Below are 20,709 nucleotides of genomic sequence, written 5' to 3'. Positions count from 1 at the left end.
GGGGCGGGCACCGGAACCGGTGTCCGCCCCTTCCGCGTCCGGAAGATCGTCGTCCGCGACGCGTCCGCTCCTTGGACAATGGATTGGACAAGGCGCCCCGGGACATACGCATCATGGACCAGCAGCACCCTGCACATACGTACGGAGGAGTCCCCGTGAAGGTCGGAATCGTCGGAGCCACCGGTCAGGTCGGCACGGTCATGCGCAAGATCCTCACGGAGCGCAACTTCCCGGTGGACGAGCTGCGGCTCTTCGCCTCCGCCCGCTCCGCCGGCACCGTCGTCGACGGCGTCACGGTCGAGGACGCCTCCACCGCCGACTACACCGGCCTCGACATCGTGCTCTTCTCCGCCGGCGGCGCCACCTCCAAGGCCCTCGCCGAGAAGGTCGCCTCCCAGGGCGCCGTCGTGATCGACAACTCCTCCGCCTGGCGCCGCGACCCCGAGGTCCCCCTCGTCGTGTCCGAGGTCAACCCGCACGCGATCAAGGACCGCCCCAAGGGCATCATCGCCAACCCGAACTGCACCACGATGGCCGCCATGCCGGTCCTCAAGCCGCTCCACCAGGAGGCCGGCCTCACCGCGCTGATCGCCACCACCTACCAGGCCGTCTCCGGCTCGGGCGTCGCCGGCGTCGCCGAGCTGCGCACCCAGGCGTGTGCCGTCGCCGAGACCGCCGACCAGCTGGCCTTCGACGGCGAGGCCGTCGAGTTCCCCGAGCCCGCCGTCTACAAGCGCCCGATCGCCTTCAACGTGGTCCCGCTGGCCGGCTCGATCGTCGACGACGGCACCTTCGAGACCGACGAGGAGCAGAAGCTCCGCAACGAGTCCCGGAAGATCCTGGAGATCCCCGAGCTCAAGGTCTCCGGCACCTGCGTGCGCGTCCCGGTCTTCTCCGGCCACTCCCTCCAGGTCAACGCCCGCTTCGAGCGTCCGATCAGCGTCGAGCGCGCCTACGAGCTCCTCAAGGACGCCGAGGGCGTCGAGCTCTCCGAGATCCCGACCCCGCTCCAGGCGGCCGGCAAGGACGCCTCGTACGTGGGCCGCATCCGCGTGGACGAGACCGTCGAGAACGGCCTCGCGCTCTTCCTCTCCAACGACAACCTGCGCAAGGGCGCGGCGCTGAACGCCGTGCAGATCGCGGAGCTCGTCGCGGCCGAGCTCAAGGGCTGATCCCAGGACCCTCCGGAGGGGCGGCTTCCCGTTGCGGGGAGCCGCCCCTCCGGCGTGCCCGCCCGTGCCAGAGTTCCCCCATGACCCAGATACCCGAGGGGGCCGACGTCGCGCTGCCCCCGCAGGCCCTTCACGTCGCGGTCAGCTGGCGCACCGGGCACGGGGTGCCCGACGTGGACGTCTCCGCGCTGCTCCTCGGGGCCGGGGGGCGGGTGCGGGGCGACGCCGATCTGGTCTTCTACAACCACGCCGAGCACCCTTCGGGGGCCGTCCGGCACCTGGGGAGGTCGGCGCCGGGCGCGCCCGGGAGCCCGGCCGCGGACTGGCTGTGGCTGGACCTCGCGCGCGTGGAGCCCGACGTCGGGCGTCTGGTGATCGCCGCCTCCGCCGACGGGGGCGCCTTCGGGCAGGTGCCGGAGCTCGACGTGCGGGTCACGGACGGGGCCGGGAACCCGGTGGCGTACCGGACGATCGGGGACGCGACGACGGAGACGGCCTTCGTCCTCGGGGAGTTCCACCGGCACGGCGGCGGCTGGCGGTTCCGGGCGGTCGGCCAGGGGTACGCCTCGGGGCTCGCCGGACTCGCGACGGACTTCGGCATCGTGGTGGAGTCCCCGCCGCCGCCGATCCCGGGCCCCGGCTACGTACCCCCGCCGCCGCCCCCGGCGCCCGCCGCCCCGCCCGTGCCGGTGGCCGATCCGTACGGCGGGGAGTTCCGGCCCCGCGTGTACCAGGGGCGCGGCAAGGAGACCGTGCACTGCGACCCGGCGCTGCCGGCGGGGCACTGGGTGCTCCTGGAGATCGAGTCGTACCACTCGCTGTCCACGACGATCGAGGCCTGCGACGCGTACGGGCGGGCCGAGGACTTCCTCCTCACGGCGTACGAGGACGACGTACGCGCGCGTACCGTCGCCCTCGTCCCGCGCGCCCGGCCGCTGACCCTGCGGGTGGAGGCCGACACCCCGTGGACGCTGCGGGTGCTTCCGCTCTCGCACGCACGCCGTTTCGACAGTCACGTCGAGGGGATCGCCCACGATCTGGTGATCTACGAGGGGCCGGCCGGGGTACTCGACTTCGCGCACCTCGGGGAGTCCACCTTCACGGTCCACCAGCACACCCCGCCGCTCGACCCGCTCTACGACGACGAGGAGCAGGACCTGCTGGTCAACGAGATCGGGGAGGTCCGGGTGAGCGCCCCGGTACCGGGCCCGGGGCTGCTGCGGATCAGCGGTGACGGACCGTGGAAATGTTCCGTGCGCCGCTGAGCCGGCCCGTGGAAGGATGGCCCAAACGTCACGAAACCGAGGAGTTGACCGGGTGCCTGGGACAAACCTGACCCGTGAAGAGGCCCAGCAGCGGGCAGCGCTGCTGACCGTGGACGCGTACGAGGTCGAACTCGACCTCACCGGTGCGCAGGAGGGCGGCACCTACCGGTCCGTCACCACCGTCCGCTTCGATTCCGCCGAGGCGGACGCCGAGACCTTCATCGACCTCGTCGCCCCCGCCGTCCACGAGGTCGTGCTCAACGGCCGCTCGCTCGACGTCGCCGCCGTCTTCCGCGACTCGCGGATCGCGCTGGCCGGCCTGGCCGCGGGCCGCAACGAGCTGAAGGTCGTCGCCGACTGCGCGTACACCAACACCGGTGAGGGCCTGCACCGCTTCGTCGACCCGGTCGACGAGCAGGCCTATCTGTACACCCAGTTCGAGGTGCCGGACGCGCGGCGGGTCTTCGCCTCGTTCGAGCAGCCCGACCTGAAGGCGACCTTCCAGTTCACCGTGAAGGCCCCGAGCGGCTGGTCGGTCATCTCGAACTCGCCGACCCCGAAGCCGGAGAACGACCTCTGGGTCTTCGAGCCGACCCCGCGGATCTCCACGTACATCACGGCCCTCATCGTCGGCCCGTACCACTCGGTGCACTCGACGTACGAGAAGGACGGGCAGGTCGTCCCGCTCGGCATCTACTGCCGTCCCTCGCTGGCCGAGTTCCTGGACGCGGACCACATCTTCGACGTGACCCGCCAGGGCTTCGACTGGTTCCAGGAGAAGTTCGCGTACGACTACCCGTTCGCCAAGTACGACCAGCTGTTCGTGCCGGAGTTCAACGCGGGCGCGATGGAGAACGCGGGCGCGGTCACCATCCGCGACCAGTACGTCTTCCGCTCGAAGGTGACGGACGCGGCGTACGAGCGGCGCGCCGAGACCATCCTCCACGAGCTCGCCCACATGTGGTTCGGCGACCTCGTCACCATGGAGTGGTGGAACGACCTGTGGCTGAACGAGTCGTTCGCCACCTACACCTCGGTCGCCTGCCAGGCCTCGGTCAAGGGCACCCGCTGGCCCAACGCCTGGACCACCTTCGCCAACGCGGAGAAGACCTGGGCCTACCGCCAGGACCAGCTGCCGTCGACGCACCCGATCATGGCCGAGATCAACGACCTGGAGGACGTGCTCGTCAACTTCGACGGCATCACGTACGCCAAGGGCGCCTCGGTCCTGAAGCAGCTCGTGGCGTACGTCGGCCAGGACGAGTTCTTCAAGGGCGTGCAGGCGTACTTCCAGGCGCACGCCTTCGGGAACACCCGCCTGTCCGACCTCCTCGGCGCCCTGGAGGAGACCTCCGGGCGTGACCTGAAGACCTGGTCGAAGGCCTGGCTGGAGACCGCCGGCATCAACATCCTCCGCCCGGAGATCGAGACCGACGAGAACGGCGTCATCACCGCCTTCGCCGTCCGCCAGGAGGCCCCGGCGCTGCCCGCCGGCGCCAAGGGCGAGGCCGTGCTGCGCCCGCACCGCATCGCGATCGGCTTCTACGACCTGGACGAGAGCGGCAAGCTGGTCCGCACCCACCGCCTGGAGCTGGACATCGCGGCGGCCGAGCTGACCCCGGTCGCCGAGCTGGCCGGCCGGGCCCGCCCGGCGGTCGTCCTCCTCAACGACGACGACCTGTCGTACGCGAAGGTCCGCCTCGACGAGGTGTCCCTGAAGAACGTCACCGCGCACCTCGGCGACTTCGCCGAGTCCCTGCCGCGCGCCCTGTGCTGGGCCTCGGCCTGGGACATGACCCGCGACGGCGAGCTGGCCACCCGCGACTACCTGGACCTGGTGCTCTCCGGCATCGCCAAGGAGTCCGACATCGGTGTGGTGCAGTCGCTCCAGGGCCAGGTGAAGGCGGCCATCGACCTGTACGCGGCGCCGGAGTGGCGCGCGACGGGCCTGGCCCGCTGGGGCGCCTTCGCCCAGGAGCAGCTGCGCGCGGCCGAGGGCGGCAGCGACCACCAGCTGGCGTGGGCGCGTGCCTTCGCGGCGACGGCCCGCGAGGACGCGGAGCTCGACGTGCTCGCCGCGCTGCTCGACGGCTCCGAGGTCATCGAGGGCCTGGCCGTCGACACCGAGCTGCGCTGGGCGTTCGTGCAGCGCCTCGCGGCCACCGGCCGCTTCGACGAGGCGGAGATCGCCGCCGAGCTGGAGCGCGACCGTACGGCGGCGGGCGAGCGTCACGCGGCCACCGCGCGCGCGGCCCGTCCGACGGAGGCGGCGAAGGCGGAGGCCTGGGCCTCGGTCGTCGAGGACGACAAGCTGGCGAACGCCGTACAGGCGGCCGTCATCGGCGGCTTCGTGCAGGCCGACCAGCGCGAGCTGCTCGCCCCGTTCAGCGCGAAGTACTTCGCGTCGATCAAGGGCGTCTCGGAGACCCGCAGCCACGAGATCGTCCAGCAGATCGTGGTCGGTCTCTACCCGACGCTCCAGGTCTCGCAGGAGACCCTGGACGCGACGGACGCGTGGATCGCCGAGCACAAGCCGGTCCCGGCACTGCGGCGCATGGTGACGGAGTGCCGCGCGGGCGTGGAGCGCGCCCTGAAGGCACGTGCGGCGGACGCGGCTGCCGCGAAGTAGCCCGTACCGGTCGACGACGAAGGGGCGCCCTCCCCCACGAGGGCGCCCCTTCGTCTGCTTGGAGTCCGCCCGGCGGGCGGGCGTCGGCGCGCGGCCGCGCCGCCGGGCGGAAGCGTGTCAGCCGCCGAGGCGGGCGTACCGGGCGCGCAGGTCGGCCGCGCCCTGGTCCGTCAGCGCCCCGTGGAGCCGCATCCGGGCGACGCCGCCGTCGGGGAAGGCGTCGAGCCGGACGTGGGTGACGACGGCCTGCGCGGGGAGCTTGAAGCGGTGCAGGGTGTCGGGCTGGAGGCGGGTGCGCGGGATGATCTCGAACCACTCGCCGCTCTCACCGTTGCGGCCCTGGAGGGCGATCCAGCCGGCCGAGTTGCCCTTGAGGTAGGCGGTGTCGATCTCGACGGCGCGGACGACGCCCTGGGCGACGAGCTTGAAGCGGACCCAGTCGTTGGTGCCGCGGACCCGGCGGCGGCGGTTCTCCCAGCCGTCGTCCATCTTGCGGGAGGTGCCCGGCAGGATGATCTGGGTCGGCGAGGAGTAGAACTTGTCCGAGGCGTCCTCGTACGAGCCGCCGTTGAGCACGGCGATCAGGTCGAGGGTGCCGAGGAGCTCCAGCCACTCCGGGTCCGGGACGACCTCGCCGTGGACGCGGAGCCGGGCGACGCCGCCGTCGGGGTGCTGGCAGAGCCGTACGTGGGTGAAGCGGCGCTCGGCGGTGATCTCGAAGCCGTTGGCGGCGTGGCCGCGGACGGGGGTCGGCGGGACGAGCTCCTCCCACTTCGCTTCGAGCAGCTCGGCGGGGCTGGGCGACCCCTCGACGGCGGTGGCCTGGATGCTGACCTTCTGCGGGTAGTTGCCGCGGAAGTGGGCGGTGTCGACGATGATCCCGCGGATCACACCGGGGGCGCCGAGACGGACGATCGCCCAGTCGTGGTCCTCGGGGGCCGGGAAGACGTTCTCGGCGTCGGCGCCGCGGCGGCGGCGGGTCTCCCAGCCGTCCATGATCTTGCCCTTGTGCCCGAAGTGCTCAGGGTCGAAGACGGCGCGCTCGCGAACGAGGAGGTTCTCCCGCTCGGCGAAGAACTCGTCGTTGGCGGCGACGACCCCGGCGCCGAGGCGACGGTCGGCGAGGTCGACCAGCTCGGTGAAGGGGAAGTCACCGGTGCGGTAGTCGGCGTACGGGTCGCCTCCGGAGTAGGGGGCGGCGTCGTTGGCGTGCGGGTCCTGGTGCGCGTCGAGGCTGCTCATGGCCTCGACTCTGCCGCGCCGGCCGCACCTCGGTCCATCGAATGTTTTCGACGATGCTGTTCAGTTCTACTGAACGGTTTCGCGGGCCGCGGCCGCCTGCCGGAGCGCGGCCAGCACCCGGGCCACCGCCGGGCCCTCCTCCGCCCCGCTCCGTACCGCCGCGACGACATGGCGGCGCGGCTGGTCGGCGGAGAGGACCCGCATGACGACCCCGGTCCCGCCGCCCCAGCGGTCCGCGGAGGCCATCCGGGGCACCAGCGCGATTCCCATCCCGGCCTCGACCATGGCGAGGATCGCGGTCCAGCCGGAGGCGCTGTGGGCCTGCTCGGGCACGAAGCCGGCGGCCTCGCAGGCGGCGGTGGTGATCTCGGACCAGGGCCCGGAGCCGCCGAAGATCCAGGGCTCGGCGGCGAGGTCGGCGAGCCGCAGACCGGGCGCGTCCGCGAGCGGATGCCCGGCGGGCAGGGCGACGTCGAGGGGGTCGGCGAGCAGGGGCAGCCTGCTGTACTTGGGGTCGCGCGCGGAGGGCGCGTGCGCGGCGAGCGAGAGCGCGAGGTCGACCTCGCCGGCGGTGAGCAGCTCGTACGCCTCCGCCGCCTCGGCCTCCCGGATCCGGACGTCGAGCCCGGGGTGGGCGGTCCGCAGCTGCCGCACGGCGGGCACGACGAGCGCGGGCACGGAGGTCGAGAAGGCCGCCACCCGCACCTGGCCCGCCTCGCCCCGCAGATAGCCGTCGAGTTCGGCGTCGGCGCGCTCCAGCTGGGCGAAGACCACCTCGGCGTGGCGCAGCACCAGATGGGCGGCGTCGGTGAGGCGGACCCGGCGGCCCTGGGCCTCCAGGAGCCGCACCCCGAGCTGTTTGGCGAGGTTGGTGAGCTGCTGCGAGACGGCCGAGGGGGTCATGAGCAGCACCTCCGCGGTCGCGGTGACGGTGCCGCGGTCGCGGAGGGTGCGGAGGATCTGGAGCTTCTTGATGTCCCACTCGGTCATGGGGCGCAACATATCCGGCCCGTCTACCGCGTGGCGCTCATGGCCACTCCGCCGAGGATGAGGACCATGCTCGCGCCGCCGACGAGGCCCAGTTGCTCGCCGAGGAGGGCGTACGAGAGGAGGGCGACGCAGACGGGCTGGAGGTAGTAGACGATCCCGGAGCGGGCGGCGCCGATCAGGGTGACGGCCTTGTTCCAGGCGAAGAAGGCGACGGCGGAGGAGAGCACGCCGACGTAGACGAGGGGGCCGACGGTGCCGGTGGTGGGCTCGAAGCCGCCCTGGACGGCGAGGCTGATCCCGTACGCCGGGAGGAGCATCAGGGCGCCGAGGGCGAAGGTGGTGAAGAGGAAGGCGAGGCCGCCGAGTTCGGCGGGGCGGCGCTTGAGCAGGGCGCTGTAGGAGGCGAAGCAGACGGCGGCGGCCATGACCCAGAGGTCGCCGGTGGAGAAGTCCGGGGTGAGCGAGCCCTTGCTGACGAGGAGCAGGACGCCGGCGCAGGCGATGAGCATGCCGGTGGTGCGGCGCGGGCCGAGGCGGTTGCCGCCGAGCCGGGCGAAGACGGCCATGAGGACCGGGGAGGCGGCCATGATCATGCCCATGTTGCCGGCGGAGGTGGCGGTCCCGGCCTGGTTGACCAGGGTGTTGTAGACGGTGATGCCGAGCAGCGAGGCGAGCGCGAGGAAGCGGAGGTGGCGGCGGATCAGGTGCCGCTGCCGCCAGGTCTCGCGGGCGGCGAGCGGGGCGACGGCGACGAGGGCGACGATCCAGCGCCAGAAGGCGGCCTGCACCGGGGGGACGGTGTCGTGGAGGGCGCGGGCGACGACGAAGCTGCCGGACCAGACGACGGTGGCGAGGAGGGCGAGGAGCACGCCGAGGCCGGCGCCCTTGGTGGGTGCCGGCCTCTCGGTGGCTGCGGTGGTGCGGTCGGTGGTGCGGTCGGTGGTGCGGTCGGTGGCGGTGGTCGGGTTGCGTGCGGTGCTCAGGCTCATGGGCCTTACCGTCGCACCCCGGAAACCTCCAGGTCCATCGAAACTTCCTGACCGTTCTTTTCAGCTGTGCTGAACGATTCGACCTTGGGGGCCTCGGCGGTCTCGGGGGCCTCGGCGGTCTTCTTGGCCGTACGGGGGCTCAGCTGGCCGGCCAGGGTGGCGCCGAAGGCGATCACCATGCCGAGCACCTGCACCGGGCCGAGGGCCTGGCCGAGCGCCACCCAGCCGATGACGGCGGCGGTGATCGGCGAGAGCGGGCCGAGGAGGGTGGCCGAGGAGGCGCTCAGCCGCTCGATGCCGCGGAACCAGAGGAAGTACGAGATCGCGGTGTTGCCGAAGGCGAGGTAGGCGTAGCCGGCCAGGTTGGTGCCGGTCATGGCCGGCGGGGCGCCCTCGATCAGGAAGGCGAGGGGGGCGATGACCAGGCCGCCCGCGGTGAGCTGCCAGCCGGTGAGGGCGAGGGCGCCGACGCCCTCGGGGCGGCCCCAGCGCTTGGTGAAGACGATGCCGGCGGACATCGAGAGCGAGGAGAGCAGTCCGGCACCCACGCCGATCAGATCGAAGGCGGCTCCGGCCTTGAGGACCACCAGGCTGACGCCGAAGGCGGCGGTGACGGCGGTGAGCAGGGTCCTCACGGTGGGCTTCTCGCCGAGGAAGAGGGCCGCGAGGCCGACGACGAAGAGCGGGCCGACGGAGCCGACGACCGCGGCGACTCCACCGGGCAGCCGGTAGGCGGCGAGGAAGAGCAGCGGGAAGAACGCGCCGATGTTGAGGGCTCCGAGCACCGCGGACTTCCACCACCAGGCGCCCTGCGGGAGCTTGCGGGTGATCGCGAGGAGCAGGAGGCCGGCGGGGAGGGCCCGCAGGAGGCCGGTGAGGAGCGGGCGGTCGGGCGGCAGGAACTCGGTGGTGACGAAGTAGGTGGAGCCCCAGGAGATCGGGGCGAGGGCGGTGAGCGCGGTGACTGCTGCCTTGCGGGACATGACGGTTCCCCCCTGCTGCGGAGCGCCGGACCGGCGGGCGCCGGACTGGCTTCGTGGTGATTAACTTACCACTAAGCTACTTGCTCGCAAGAGGCTTTCCCATAAGAGACTTTCTCGTAAGTGACTTGCTTGCGATCGAGGAGCGGAGAAGGGAACACTGAGGACATGAACACGCAGCCCCCCGGCCACGACGCCGTCGACGCCATCACCGACCAGTGGGCGGCCGTCCGCCCCGACCTGGACACCGTCCCCATGGCGGTCTTCGGGCGGATCTACCGCCTGTCCAACGCCATGCGCGGCAAGGTGGACAAGGCGTACGCGCCCTACGGCATGGCGCTCGGGGAGTTCGACGTGCTCGCGACGCTGCGCAGGTCAGGAGCGCCGTACACGCTCTCGCCGCGCGAGCTGACCGCCACGCTGATGATCACCACCGGCGGCATGACCGGCCGGCTCGACAAGCTGGAGAAGGCCGGGCTGCTCACGCGCAGCCCCGACCCGAACGACCGGCGCGGGCTGCGGGTCACGCTCACCGAGCGCGGCAGGGAACTGGTGGACCAGGCCGTCGGGGCCGGTCTCGGGGAGCAGCGGGCCGCCCTGGAGTCCGCGCTCACCGCGGAGGAGGCGGAGCAGCTGTCCGGGCTGCTCAGGAAGCTGCTGGCCACGACGGTCTAGGACCGGCGGGCAGGAGCGCCGCGCGAGGCCGCTGTGCGAGGGCCTCGACGCACGCGAGGGCGCCGCGCGAGGCCGCTGTGCGGGGGCCTCGACGCACGCGAGGGCGCCGCACGGTACCTCGTACCGTGCGGCGCCCTCGGCGGAGACCTCTGAGGCGGTCAGGCCTTCTTGGACTTGTCGAGCACCATCACCAGGCCGGCGATCACCAGGAACAGCACCAGCGGCGCCGCCACGTACAGGCCGAGGGTCTCGACGACACTCAGCTTGGGGGCCGGGTCGTCACCGTCGTCGCGGGTGTTCGCGAGCGCGGGGGACGACATGAGCAGCATCATCAGCGTCGTACCGGCCGCGAGCGAGCCGGCGCGCAGAGCGTTCTTCTTGTCCACAGCCCAAAAGTAGCGAACACCTAAACGGGCCGCGCGCCCGGGGGTGCCGTCCGGGCGTTCTCCGTGGCCGCACGGGCGTGCAGCTCGCGCAGCAGGGCGTGCGCCCGGGGCGAGGCGGCGAGCTCCTCCAGGGTGAGCGGCTGACCGTCCGGGCCCGCGAGCGGCAGCCGCCAATTGGGGTACTCGTCCCAGGTGCCCGGCAGGTTCTGCGGTCTGCGGTCGCCCACCGCGTCCGGCAGCCACACCCCCACCATCCGGGCCGGGGTGGCGAGCAGGAACCGGTGGACGGCCCTGATCTCGGCCTCCTCGTCGCCGGGACCCTCCGGGAGCAGCCCCTTCCGCTCGAACACGTCCAGCCACTCGGCGGTCTCCGCCGCGTCCGCCGCCCGCTCGCGCTCCAGGTCGCCGGCGAGCAGCCCGAGCCGGTGCCGCAGGCCGACGTGCTCGCCGGAGAGCCGGGCGGCGGTGGAGGGCAGGTCGTGGGTGGTGGCGGTGGCGACGCACTCCGCACGCCACTCCCCCGCCGGCAGCGGGCGGCCGGTGCCCGCCCAGTCCCGCTCGAACCAGAGCACGGAGGTGCCGAACACCCCGCGCCGGGCCAGCTCCTCGCGTACGCCCGGCTCGACCGTGCCGAGGTCCTCGCCGATGACGAGGGCGCCCGCGCGGTGGGCCTCGAGGACGAGGACCGCGAGCATCGCCTCGGCGTCGTACCGGACGTACGTGCCCCCGGTGGGCTCGTGGCCCTCCGGCACCCACCACAGCCGGAACAGGCCCATCACGTGGTCGATGCGCAGCGCGCCCGCGTGGCGCAGGAGTTCGCGCAGGAGTCCGCGGTACGGGGCGTAGCCGGCGGCGGCGAGGGCGTCGGGCCGCCAGGGCGGCAGGCCCCAGTCCTGGCCGCGGGAGTTGAAGGCGTCGGGCGGGGCGCCGACCGACATGCCGGCCGCGAAGGCCTCCTGCTGGGCCCAGGCGTCCGAGCCCTCGGGGTGGACGCCGACCGCCAGGTCGTGGACGATCCCGATCTCCATGCCGGCCTCGCGGGCGGCCGCGGCGGCGCCGGCGAGCTGCCGGTCCGTCAGCCAGGCGAGCCGGCAGTGGAAGTCGACCCGGGCGGCCAGGGCGGGGTCGGCGCGCACGACGGCCTCGGCCGCGCGCGGGGTGCGCAGTTCCGCGGGCCAGCTCCGCCAGTGGTGGCCGTGGCGCTCGGCGAGGGCCTGGTAGGTGGCGTGGTCCTCCAGGGCGCGGCCCCGCTCGGCGAGGAAGTCGTGGAAGTCGGCGCGGCGGCCGGGACCGGGCTCCACGGAGCCGAGCACCAGCTCCAGGGCCCGCCGCTTGAGCTCCCAGACGGCGTCCCGGTCGATCAGGGCGCCCTTGCCGAGGACCCGTTCGCGCAGTTCGGCGGCCTCGGCGAGGATCCGGTCGAGCTCCTCGCGGCGCTCGGGGCCCACCAGGGCGTACTCGGGGATCTCCTCGATCCGCAGATGGACCGGGTCCGGGAAGCGGCGTGAGGACGGGCGGTACGGGGAGGGGTCGCTGGGCGCCCCGGGCACGCCCGCGTGGAGCGGGTTGACCTGGACGAACCCGGCGCCGTGGGTGCGGCCGGCCCAGGCGGCGAGCTCCCGCAGGTCGCCGAGGTCGCCCATGCCCCAGGAGCGGGTGGAGAGCAGCGAGTACAGCTGGACGAGCAGTCCGTACGCGCGCCGCCCCGGGCCGGGCACGCGCGCGGGGCTCACGATCAGGGTGCCGGTGGCCGCGCGCCCGTCCGGGGCCTGCGCGTCGACCGTGTGGACGCCGAGCGGAAGCCCCGACCAGTCCCGGCCGGTGACGACGGTGCCGTCCTCGGTGGTGACCCGCAGCCGGGTGCCGGGCGGGAGGCCCTCGGGAGGGCGGGCCGGTCCGTCGCCGTGGTGGTGGACCAGGGTCGGGGGCAGCAGGCGCTCCCGGTCGGCCCGTTCGGCCGCGTCGAGGGCGGCGTCGACCGCCTCCGGGGTGCCCGCGTCGACGCCGAGGGCGGCGAGGACGGCCACCACGGTGGCGTCCGGCACCGGCACGGTGACGCCCTCCGAGGGGCTGTGGGCGGTGGCGACGCCGTGACGGGCGGCGAGACGGGCCAGGGTCACTTCACACTCCGGGGGACTCCGGGCCGCCCGCGCTGCCGGGGGCGGTGGGTTCGCTGGTCAGGGGGGCCGCGACGGCCAGCGGCGGCTCGCTGGTGAGGGGTGACGCGTCGGGCAGGGGCGGCTCGCTGGTCAGCGGTTCGCCGGCCGGCGCCGACTGCTCTGGGATGTGTATCCGTCCGAGGTGGTGGGCGGTCGTGGTCACGGGGGTCTCCCGGTTCGTCTCGACAGGTGGACCTGGGCAATGACTAGAGCCCTACCCACCCCACCTCGTTTTACCGGCGGATCGTGGCGAAGTGACGTCACCTCGCCGACGGCTCGCCGGGCAAAGCCGACACATCGGCCACGCGCATTGACACCTCCGTGCGACGGGTGGTGGGCTCGTGACCCACTCGTGACCAACCGGCAGAGCCGCCGGGGCCCGCCGAAGGGAGACCCGCGTGCACCTCGGGCGCAGGAAGCGCACCGCGACGGCCGTCGCCGCCGCCGTCATCGGCGGCCTCCTCGGCGGCGCGGTGCCGGGCTCGGCGCAGGCGGCTCCGACCGCGCCACTGGCTCCCGAGGCTCCCGCGGCACCGGCCGCGCCACAGGATCCCGCGGCTCCCGATGCCCCGCTCGCTCCGGCGCCGCCCTCCGTGAGCGCCGCCACCGCGCGCGTGCCCGCCGTCTGGCCCCGCCCCCAGTCCCTCACCGCTGGCGGGTCCGCCGTGCGCCTCGGGGACGAGGTGACGCTCCTCACGGACGCCGACGCCGATCCGTACGCCCTCGCCGCCCTGCGCGAGCTGCTGCGGGCCGCCGGGGTACGGACCGTCCACACCGGCCTGCCGGGCCGGGGACCGGTCCTGCGGGCCGCCGGGACCTCCGGTGAGGACTCCGGCGCCGGCGCCGAGGCGGCCCTGGCCGCCCTGCGCGTGCCCGAGCGGCTCGATCTGCCGCGCGGCGGCTACCGGCTCGCGACGGGCCGCTTCCGGGGGCGGGACACCGTCGTCCTGGACGGGGTCGGCGAGGACGGCCTGTTCCACGCGGTCCAGACGCTGCGTCAGCTCCTCGGCGGCGGCCGGGAGATCCCCGGCGTCGTCGTCCGCGACTGGCCCGGCACGGCCGAGCGCGGCATCACCGAGGGCTTCTACGGCCGCCCCTGGACCCTGCGGCAGCGGCTCACCCAGCTGGACTTCCTGGGCCGGACCAAGCAGAACCGCTATCTGTACGCGCCCGGGGACGACCCGTACCGCCAAGCACAGTGGCGCGAGCCCTACCCGGCCGCGCAGCAGGACGAGTTCCGGGCGCTCGCCGCGCGGGCCCGCGCCAACCACGTGACGCTCGGCTGGGCCGTGGCGCCCGCCCAGTCCATGTGCCTGGCCTCGGCCGGCGACGTGACGGCGCTGACGCGGAAGCTGGACGCGATGTGGGAACTGGGGGTGCGCTCCTTCCAGCTCCAGTTCCAGGACTCCTCCTACGACGAGTGGCACTGCGACAAGGACGCCGACACCTTCGGGCGCGGGCCGGAGGCCGCGGCCACCGCCCACGCGCGCGTGGCGAACGCCGTGGCCCGGCGGCTCGCCGAGCGGCACCCGGACGCCGGGCCGCTGACGGTGATGCCGACGGAGTACTACCAGGACGGCGCGACCGCCTACCGCACGAAGCTCGCCGCGGAGCTCGACACGGACGTGCGGGTGGCATGGACGGGCGTCGGCGTCGTGCCGCGCACGATCACCGGCGGCGAACTGGCCGGGACGCGCAAGGCGCTCGGCGGCCACCCGCTGGTCACCATGGACAACTACCCGGTCAACGACTACGCGCAGGACCGGCTGTTCCTCGGCCCCGCCACCGGCCGGGAGCCGGCCGTGGCCGCCGGTTCCGCCGCCTTCCTCGCACACGCCATGGAGCAGGCCGCGGCCTCCCGCGTCCCGCTGTTCACCACCGCCGACTACGCCTGGAACCCGAGGGGCTACCGGCCCCGCGAGTCCTGGCAGGCGGCCGTGGACGACCTCGCGGGCCCCGACCCCGCGGCCCGCGAGGCGCTGCGCGCGCTCGCCGGGAACGGCTCCTCGTCGATCCTCGACCCGGGCGGCGAATCGGCCTATCTGAAGCCGCTCCTGACGGCCTTCTGGGCGTCCCGCACGAGCACCGGCACGGCCGGCACGGCCGCCCGGGAGAAGGCGGCGCGCGAGCTGCGTGCCGCGTTCTCGGTGATGCGCCACGCCCCCGAGCGGCTGACCGCCACCGCCGACGGCGCCTTCGACGACGAGACGGGCCCCTGGCTGGAGCAGCTCTCCCGGTACGGGCGGGCCGGCGAGACGGCGGTCGACATGCTCCTCGCCCAAGCGCGCGGCGACGGCGCGGCGGCCTGGCGGGCACAGCTGGACCTGGAGCGGCAGCGGAAGGCCCTGAAGGCGGGCCGGGTGACGGTCGGCTCCGGGGTCCTCGATCCGTTCCTCACGCGCGCGGTGACGGAGTCGGCGGCCTGGACGGGCGCCGACCGGACCCCCGCGGCGCGGCCGGACCGTGCCCCCGGCTCGTACACCGTGCGGCTCGACCGGGCGCGGCCCGTGGAGGCCCTGACGGTCATGACCGAGCCCGGCGGGGCCGGCGGCGAGGGGGACGCGCGCGTGGAGGCGTACGTCCCCGGCGAGGGCTGGCGGCCGCTCGGCCCGCTGTCCGCCTCCGGGTGGACGCAGACCGAGCTGAAGGGGCTGACGGCGGACGCCCTGCGGGTCGTGTGGAGCGGCGCCGGTCCGGCGCCCGAGGTGCGCTCGCTCGTGCCGTGGTTCGCGGACGGGCCGCGCGCCGGTCTCGACCTCGCGCGCACGGAGACGGACGCGGAGATCGGCGGCCCGGCGCAGCGGGTGGACGTGGAGTTGACGGGCCGGCGCGCGGGCGAGGTGCGCGGGGCGCTGACGGCGAAGGCTCCGAAGGGCATCGCGGTGCGGCTGCCGGGGCAGGCCGTGGTGGAGCGCGGGGCGCGGACGACCGTCCCGCTGGAGGTGTCGGTGGCGGCCGGCGTGCCGTCCGGTGCGTACCGGGTGCCGGTCTCCTTCGCGGGCGAGGAGCGGGTCCTGACGGTGCGGGCGTTCCCCCGGACGGCGGGCCCGGACCTGGCGCGGGCGGCGACGGCCTCCTCCTCCGGCGACGAGACCCCGGACTTCCCGGCCGCGTCGGCGGTGGACGGCGATCCGGCGACCCGCTGGTCCTCCCCGGCGGAGGACGGCGCCTGGTGGCAGATGGAGCTGCCCGAACCGGCCCGGATAGGGCAGGTGGTGCTGCACTGGCAGGACGCGTACGCCTCCCGCTACCGGGTGCAGGTCTCGGCCGACGGGCGGGTCTGGCGGACGGCGGCGACCGTCGCGGACGGCAGGGGCGGCCGGGAGTCGGTCCGGATGGACGCGGCGGACACCCGCTTCCTGCGGGTCCAGGGGGAGGCGCGGGCGACCCGCTTCGGCTACTCGCTCTGGTCGGTGGAGACCTATGCGGTGGCCCCGCCGTCGAAGCCCGCCGCACCGGCCGGGGACACGCCGGAGGAGCGGCCCGCCCCGTGAGGGTCGTGCCGCTCCGTACCGGAGGCCCCGCGTACGCGAAAGGCCCGGCTCAACCCGTCGTCAGCGCCCTCACGGGGGTGTCTGCGACGGAGTCGATCCGGGCCATGACGTCCTCGGCGCCGTACGGCTCCAAGTACGGCAGCCAGCGGGGGTCCCGGTGTCCGGTCCCGATGATCCGCCAGGCCAGGCCGGTCGGCGGGGCGGGTTGGTGCCGCAGCCGCCAGCCCAGCTCGCGCAGGTGCCGGTCGGCCTTGACGTGGTTGCAGCGGCGGCAGGCCGCCACGACGTTCTCCCAGGCGTGCGTGCCCCCTCGGCTGCGCGGGATGACGTGGTCGACGCTGGTCGCGACGGCCCCGCAGTACGCGCAGCGCCCGCCGTCGCGCGCGAAGAGCGCTCTGCGGGTCAAGGGAACGGGCCCCCGGTAGGGGACCCGCACGAAGCGCTTCAGTCGCACCACACTGGGAGCGGGGAGGACTTGGGTCTCGCTGTGCAGGAAGGCGCCGGACTCCTCGAGGCAGAGAGCCTTGTTCTCCAGTACGAGGACGAGTGCGCGGCGGAGCGGTACGACGCCGAGCGGCTCGTACGACGCGTTGAGGACCAGGACATGCGGCACGGATGCCTCCTATGACGCCGGCGGCGCGTGGCTCGCGCCGGGACGAACTGCTCTCAGTCTCTCCTTATGCCTGGTCGCGGCGCCACCACGTATCGATATCGGGGTGACGGGCCCGGAGTGTTCTCGACCACATCGGCATCTCTCCCCGGTATGTGCCCAGGTGAGGTCGGTCTCTCCCTCGAACAGGGCTACGGGACCACGTCCGACGCCCCGTTACTGTGGATGGCCTGCGTACGCGATGCCTGGAGGTTGTCCCGTGTCCTGGTCCGCCCTAGCGGCTGCCACCGAACCCGAACCGATGCCGGTCACTCTGGACGAGGCCGCGGAGAAGGCAACGAACGCGGCGAGCTGGGTGGAGGAGAACTGGTCCACCTGGCTGAACACGGGTCTGCGCATCCTGCTGATCCTGGTCGTGGCGCTCGTGCTGCGCTGGGCCGTCCGCCGGGCCCTGACCAAGCTGATCGACCGGATGAACCGCTCCGCCCAGGCGGTGGAGGGGACCGCCCTCGGTGGTCTGCTGGTCAACGCCGAGCGGCGGCGGCAGCGCTCCGAGGCCATCGGCTCGGTGCTCCGCTCCGTGACGTCCTTCCTGATCCTGGGCACGGCCGGTCTGATGATCCTGGGCGCGTTCAAGATCGACCTGGCGCCGCTGCTCGCCTCGGCCGGTGTGGCCGGTGTGGCGATCGGTTTCGGCGCGCGGAACCTGGTGACGGACTTCCTGTCCGGGGTCTTCATGATCCTGGAGGACCAGTACGGCGTCGGTGACTCGGTCGACGCGGGCGTGGCCTCCGGCGAGGTCGTCGAGGTGGGTCTGCGGGTGACCAAGCTGCGCGGGGTCGACGGCGAGATCTGGTACGTGCGCAACGGCGAGATCAAGCGGATAGGGAACCTCAGCCAGGGCTGGGCGACGGCCGGGGTGGACGTCACCGTCCGGCCGACGGAGGACCTGGAGCAGGTGCGGGCGGTGGTCACCGAGGCGGGCGACGCCATGGCGAAGGAGGAGCCCTGGAACGAGCGCCTCTGGGGGCCGGTGGAGGTGCTCGGCCTGAGCGAGGTGCTGCTCGACTCCATGACGGTCCGGGTCCAGGTGAAGACGATGCCGGGCAAGAAGCTGGGCGTGGAGCGCGAGCTGCGCTGGCGCATCAAGCGGGGTCTGGACGAGGCCGGGATCCGGATCGTGGGCGGCGTCCCGCCGCAGGCCGAGGAGGCGGCGGCCGACCCGACGGCCGGCATGTCGGCCCCGTCGGCGTTCGCCTCGACGACCTCGCCGCAGTCGGCGGCGGCCACCCCGCTGCCGAAGCCGGACCTCTCCAAGTAGTCCCTCCTGTCCCTCACGCCCCCGCGGGTAACGCTTTCGTTGCCTTCGGGGGCGTGCCGCGTTCCCGGGTCTTGACGCCCCGGTGACGGCCGCCTTACCTTCCTCCCAACCCAATAGGAAACTTTCCTAACAGTGCCCTCGCGGGTGCTGCAGCCACCGTACGAGGGCAGGTGCGATCCCCATGGCAGGTACGCCTCCGGGAACCCCCGGTACCCCCCGCGTCCTGCGGGCCATGAACGACCGTGCCGCCCTGGACCTGCTCCTGGAGTACGGCCCCCTCTCGCGGACCCGGATCGGCAAGCTCACCGGTCTGTCCAAGCCGACCGCGTCCCAGCTGCTCGCCCGCCTCGAAGCGGCCGGGCTCGTCGTCGCGACCGGCACCACCGAGGGCCTGCCCGGGCCCAACGCCCAGCTGTACGCGGTCGACGCGCGGGCCGGGTACGCCGCCGGACTCGACGTCGACCAGCACCGCATCCACGCCGCCGTCGCCGACATCACCGGCGAGATCATCGGCGAGTTCGAGCTCCGCACCCCCGGCCGCTCCGCCTCCGGCGTCGTCCGCCAGGTCACCGACGCCCTCGACGGGGCCGTCAAGGCGGCCGGCATCGCCCTTGCGGAGGTACGACGCCTGGTCATCGGCACCCCCGGCGCCTTCGACCCGGCCACCGGACGGCTGCGGTACGCCTCCCACCTGCCCGGCTGGCACTCCCCCACCCTCCTGGAGGAGCTGGCCGCCGCCCTGCCCATGCCGTTCGAGTACGAGAACGACGTGAACCTCGTCGCCCTCGCCGAGCAGCGCCTGGGCGCCGCGCGGGGGCACGAGGACTTCGCCCTGCTGTGGAACGAGCACGGCCTCGGCGCCGCCCTCGTCCTCGGCGGGCGGCTGCACCGCGGTTTCACCGGCGGCGCCGGCGAGCTCGGCTTCCTGCCCGTGCCCGGCACCCCGCTCGTACGGCAGGTCACCAAGGCCAACTCCGGCGGCTTCCAGGAGCTCGCGGGCATCCAGGCGGTGCCCCGGCTCGCCCGCGAGGCCGGGATCGAGACGCCCGACCACCCGTACGTCCCGGTGGTGAGCGGCCTCCTCGCGCACGCCGCCGAGGCGCACGCCGAGGACCCCCGGTACGCGGAGCTGCTCGACCGCTACGCCGAGCGCCTCGCCGTCGGACTCGCCTCCCTCGTGACCGTCCTCGACCCCGAACTGATCGTGCTCTCCGGAGACGCCCTCGTCCCCGGCGGCGAACCCCTCCGCGCGCGCGTGCAGTCCGAACTCGCCGACCTCGCCCCCTCCCGGCCGCGGCTCGTCCTCTCCGCCGTGCGCCGCAGCCCCGTCCTGCGCGGGGCACTCGAAAGCGCCCTCGCCACCACGCGCGACGAGGTCTTCGACACCTCGCGCTGACCGTCCCCGCCCCTCGCCACGCCCGAACCCGTCCCAGGGAGACCCCGTCATGCCCGTACGCCCGCGCAGAGCCGCCGCCGCGCTCGCCGCCACCGCCTCGATCGCCCTGTTCGCCTCCGCCTGTACCGGCTCCGCGAACAACGCGGCGTCCGACGACCCCAAGGCCGAGACCACCATCACCTTCTGGCACGGCTGGTCGGCGCCCGCCGAGGTCAAGGCGATCGAGGACAACGTCGCCCGCTTCGAGAAGGCCCACCCGAACATCAAGGTGAAGGTCGTCGGCAACATCAACGACGACAAGCTGGGCCAGGCGCTGCGCGCGGGCGGGTCGAACGGGCCTGACGTGGTCTCCTCGTTCACCACCTCCAACGTCGGCAAGTTCTGCTCCTCGGGCGCGCTCGCCGACCTCAAGCCGTTCATCGAGAAGTCGAAGCTGGACCTCGACAAGACCTTCCCGAAGGTCCTCCAGAAGTACACCCAGTTCGAGGGCAGGCGCTGTGCGATGCCGCTGCTGTCCGACGCGTACGGGCTCTACTACAACAAGGACGCGTTCCGGAAGGCCGGCCTCGACCCCGAGGCCCCGCCGAAGACCTGGTCGCAGTTCGCCGAGGTCGCCAAGCGGCTGACGAAGGCCAAGGGCGACTCGTACGAGCAGCTCGGCTTCATGCCCAACTACCTGGGCTACGAGACCGTCGTCGAGCACTACATGTCGCAGTGGAAGCACGGCGGCTACTTCGACGCGGACGGTAAGTCGACGGTCGCGAAGGACCCGGCCTTCGCCGAGATGATGACGTACCAGAAGTCCCTGGTGGACTCCCTCGGCGGCTTCCAGAAGCTCGACAAGTACCGCACCACCTTCGGTGACGAGTGGGGCACCAAGCACCCCTTCCACACCGGACAGGTCGCCATGCAGCTGGACGGCGAGTGGCGGCTCAACTTCATCAAGAACGCCGGCGTGAAGTTCGACGTGGGCGTGGCGCCGCTGCCGGTCGCGGACGACGAGATCGCCGACTACGGCAAGGGCTACCTCTCCGGCACCATCATGGGCATCGCGCCGCAGAGCAAGAAGCAGAACGCGGCCTGGGAGCTGGTCAAGTACATGACCACGGACACCGAGGCCGTGGTGGAGTTCGCGAACGGCATCGGGAACGTCCCCTCCACCTTCGAGGCGCTGAAGTCCCCGAACCTGAAGTTCGACGACCGCTTCAAGGTCTTCCTGGACATCGCCCGGCACCCCGGGTCCACCACGACGGACGGCGCGGTGAACGGCGCCGCCCCCCAGGAGACCCTCTCCGACCTCGCCCACCGGTACGAGAACGGCCAGGTCACGGACCTCAAGAAGGGCCTCGCGGACACCGCGGCCCAGATCGACCGCGACATCGCCGCGGCGAAGTGACGGCC

Annotated in this window: 16 protein-coding genes; 8 read left to right on the top strand and 8 right to left on the bottom strand. The window is 73.3% G+C overall.

Annotation, left to right across the window (positions count from 1 at the left end; genetic code table 11):
* The first annotated feature begins 155 nt into the window (after positions 1–155).
* The 3 genes from ACWGN5_RS19915 (at position 156) to pepN (ending at position 5,066) form a co-directional block, all read left to right on the top strand.
* Positions 156–1,172, top strand: coding sequence for an aspartate-semialdehyde dehydrogenase (locus ACWGN5_RS19915; RefSeq protein ID WP_453516804.1), 1,017 nt, complete (start codon positions 156–158; stop codon positions 1,170–1,172).
* 80 nt (positions 1,173–1,252) lie between these two features.
* Complete coding sequence (locus ACWGN5_RS19910; protein WP_453516801.1) at positions 1,253–2,437, top strand: TerD family protein; 1,185 nt, start codon at positions 1,253–1,255, stop codon at positions 2,435–2,437.
* Between the two features lie 52 nt (positions 2,438–2,489).
* The gene (gene pepN, locus ACWGN5_RS19905) at positions 2,490–5,066 is read left to right on the top strand and encodes an aminopeptidase N (protein ID WP_453516799.1); all 2,577 of its coding nucleotides are present in this window, start codon (positions 2,490–2,492) and stop codon (positions 5,064–5,066) included.
* 117 nt (positions 5,067–5,183) lie between these two features.
* Here the strand turns inward: pepN and alc are convergent, their stop codons facing one another.
* The 4 genes from alc to ACWGN5_RS19885 all read right to left on the bottom strand — a co-directional run bounded on the left by alc (position 5,184) and on the right by ACWGN5_RS19885 (position 9,270).
* Positions 5,184–6,308: an allantoicase gene (gene alc, locus ACWGN5_RS19900; protein ID WP_453516796.1), complete on the bottom strand. Its 1,125-nt coding sequence runs from the start codon at positions 6,306–6,308 to the stop codon at positions 5,184–5,186.
* Positions 6,309–6,374: 66 nt separating this feature from the next.
* Entirely contained in the window at positions 6,375–7,298 is a 924-nt protein-coding gene (locus ACWGN5_RS19895) for a LysR family transcriptional regulator (protein WP_453516794.1), read from the bottom strand.
* Between the two features lie 23 nt (positions 7,299–7,321).
* A complete protein-coding gene (locus ACWGN5_RS19890; RefSeq protein ID WP_453516792.1) occupies positions 7,322–8,287 on the bottom strand; it encodes a DMT family transporter in 966 nt (321 codons plus the stop codon).
* Between the two features lie 5 nt (positions 8,288–8,292).
* Complete coding sequence (locus ACWGN5_RS19885) at positions 8,293–9,270, bottom strand: EamA family transporter (RefSeq protein ID WP_453516789.1); 978 nt, start codon at positions 9,268–9,270, stop codon at positions 8,293–8,295.
* A gap of 165 nt (positions 9,271–9,435) precedes the next feature.
* Here ACWGN5_RS19885 and ACWGN5_RS19880 point away from each other — a divergent pair, with 165 nt between their 5' ends.
* The gene (locus ACWGN5_RS19880) at positions 9,436–9,942 is read left to right on the top strand and encodes a MarR family winged helix-turn-helix transcriptional regulator (protein ID WP_453516787.1); all 507 of its coding nucleotides are present in this window, start codon (positions 9,436–9,438) and stop codon (positions 9,940–9,942) included.
* A 158-nt stretch (positions 9,943–10,100) separates the two neighbouring features.
* Here the strand turns inward: ACWGN5_RS19880 and ACWGN5_RS19875 are convergent, their stop codons facing one another.
* The 3 genes from ACWGN5_RS19875 to ACWGN5_RS19865 are packed head-to-tail and all read right to left on the bottom strand — an operon-like array spanning position 10,101 to position 12,650.
* Positions 10,101–10,328, bottom strand: a complete 228-nt coding sequence (locus tag ACWGN5_RS19875; RefSeq protein WP_225799889.1) for a hypothetical protein — start codon at positions 10,326–10,328, stop codon at positions 10,101–10,103.
* 20 nt (positions 10,329–10,348) lie between these two features.
* Positions 10,349–12,448, bottom strand: coding sequence for a 4-alpha-glucanotransferase (malQ, locus tag ACWGN5_RS19870; RefSeq protein WP_453516783.1), 2,100 nt, complete (start codon positions 12,446–12,448; stop codon positions 10,349–10,351).
* A gap of 1 nt (position 12,449) precedes the next feature.
* On the bottom strand, positions 12,450–12,650 hold the full coding sequence (locus tag ACWGN5_RS19865) for a hypothetical protein (protein WP_453516780.1): 201 nt from the start codon (positions 12,648–12,650) through the stop codon (positions 12,450–12,452).
* 235 nt (positions 12,651–12,885) lie between these two features.
* Between ACWGN5_RS19865 and ACWGN5_RS19860 the strand changes: the two genes are divergently transcribed.
* Complete coding sequence (locus tag ACWGN5_RS19860; RefSeq protein ID WP_453516777.1) at positions 12,886–15,981, top strand: beta-N-acetylglucosaminidase domain-containing protein; 3,096 nt, start codon at positions 12,886–12,888, stop codon at positions 15,979–15,981.
* 49 nt (positions 15,982–16,030) lie between these two features.
* On the opposite strand, the gene ACWGN5_RS19855 is transcribed toward ACWGN5_RS19860, so the two are convergent.
* A complete protein-coding gene (locus ACWGN5_RS19855) occupies positions 16,031–16,594 on the bottom strand; it encodes an HNH endonuclease (RefSeq protein WP_041129262.1) in 564 nt (187 codons plus the stop codon).
* A 256-nt stretch (positions 16,595–16,850) separates the two neighbouring features.
* Here ACWGN5_RS19855 and ACWGN5_RS19850 point away from each other — a divergent pair, with 256 nt between their 5' ends.
* The 3 genes from ACWGN5_RS19850 (at position 16,851) to ACWGN5_RS19840 (ending at position 20,704) form a co-directional block, all read left to right on the top strand.
* Positions 16,851–17,912, top strand: a complete 1,062-nt coding sequence (locus tag ACWGN5_RS19850) for a mechanosensitive ion channel family protein (RefSeq protein WP_453516775.1) — start codon at positions 16,851–16,853, stop codon at positions 17,910–17,912.
* 181 nt (positions 17,913–18,093) lie between these two features.
* Positions 18,094–19,308 carry an ROK family transcriptional regulator gene (locus tag ACWGN5_RS19845; protein WP_453516772.1) on the top strand — a complete coding sequence of 405 codons (1,215 nt, stop codon included), beginning with the start codon at positions 18,094–18,096 and terminating at the stop codon, positions 19,306–19,308.
* A gap of 49 nt (positions 19,309–19,357) precedes the next feature.
* A complete protein-coding gene (locus ACWGN5_RS19840; RefSeq protein WP_453516770.1) occupies positions 19,358–20,704 on the top strand; it encodes an ABC transporter substrate-binding protein in 1,347 nt (448 codons plus the stop codon).
* Positions 20,705–20,709 lie beyond the last annotated feature (5 nt).

It is taken from the genome of Streptomyces sp. NPDC055815, from assembly GCF_053616475.1.
This window is presented reverse-complemented; position numbering and strand designations above follow the sequence as displayed.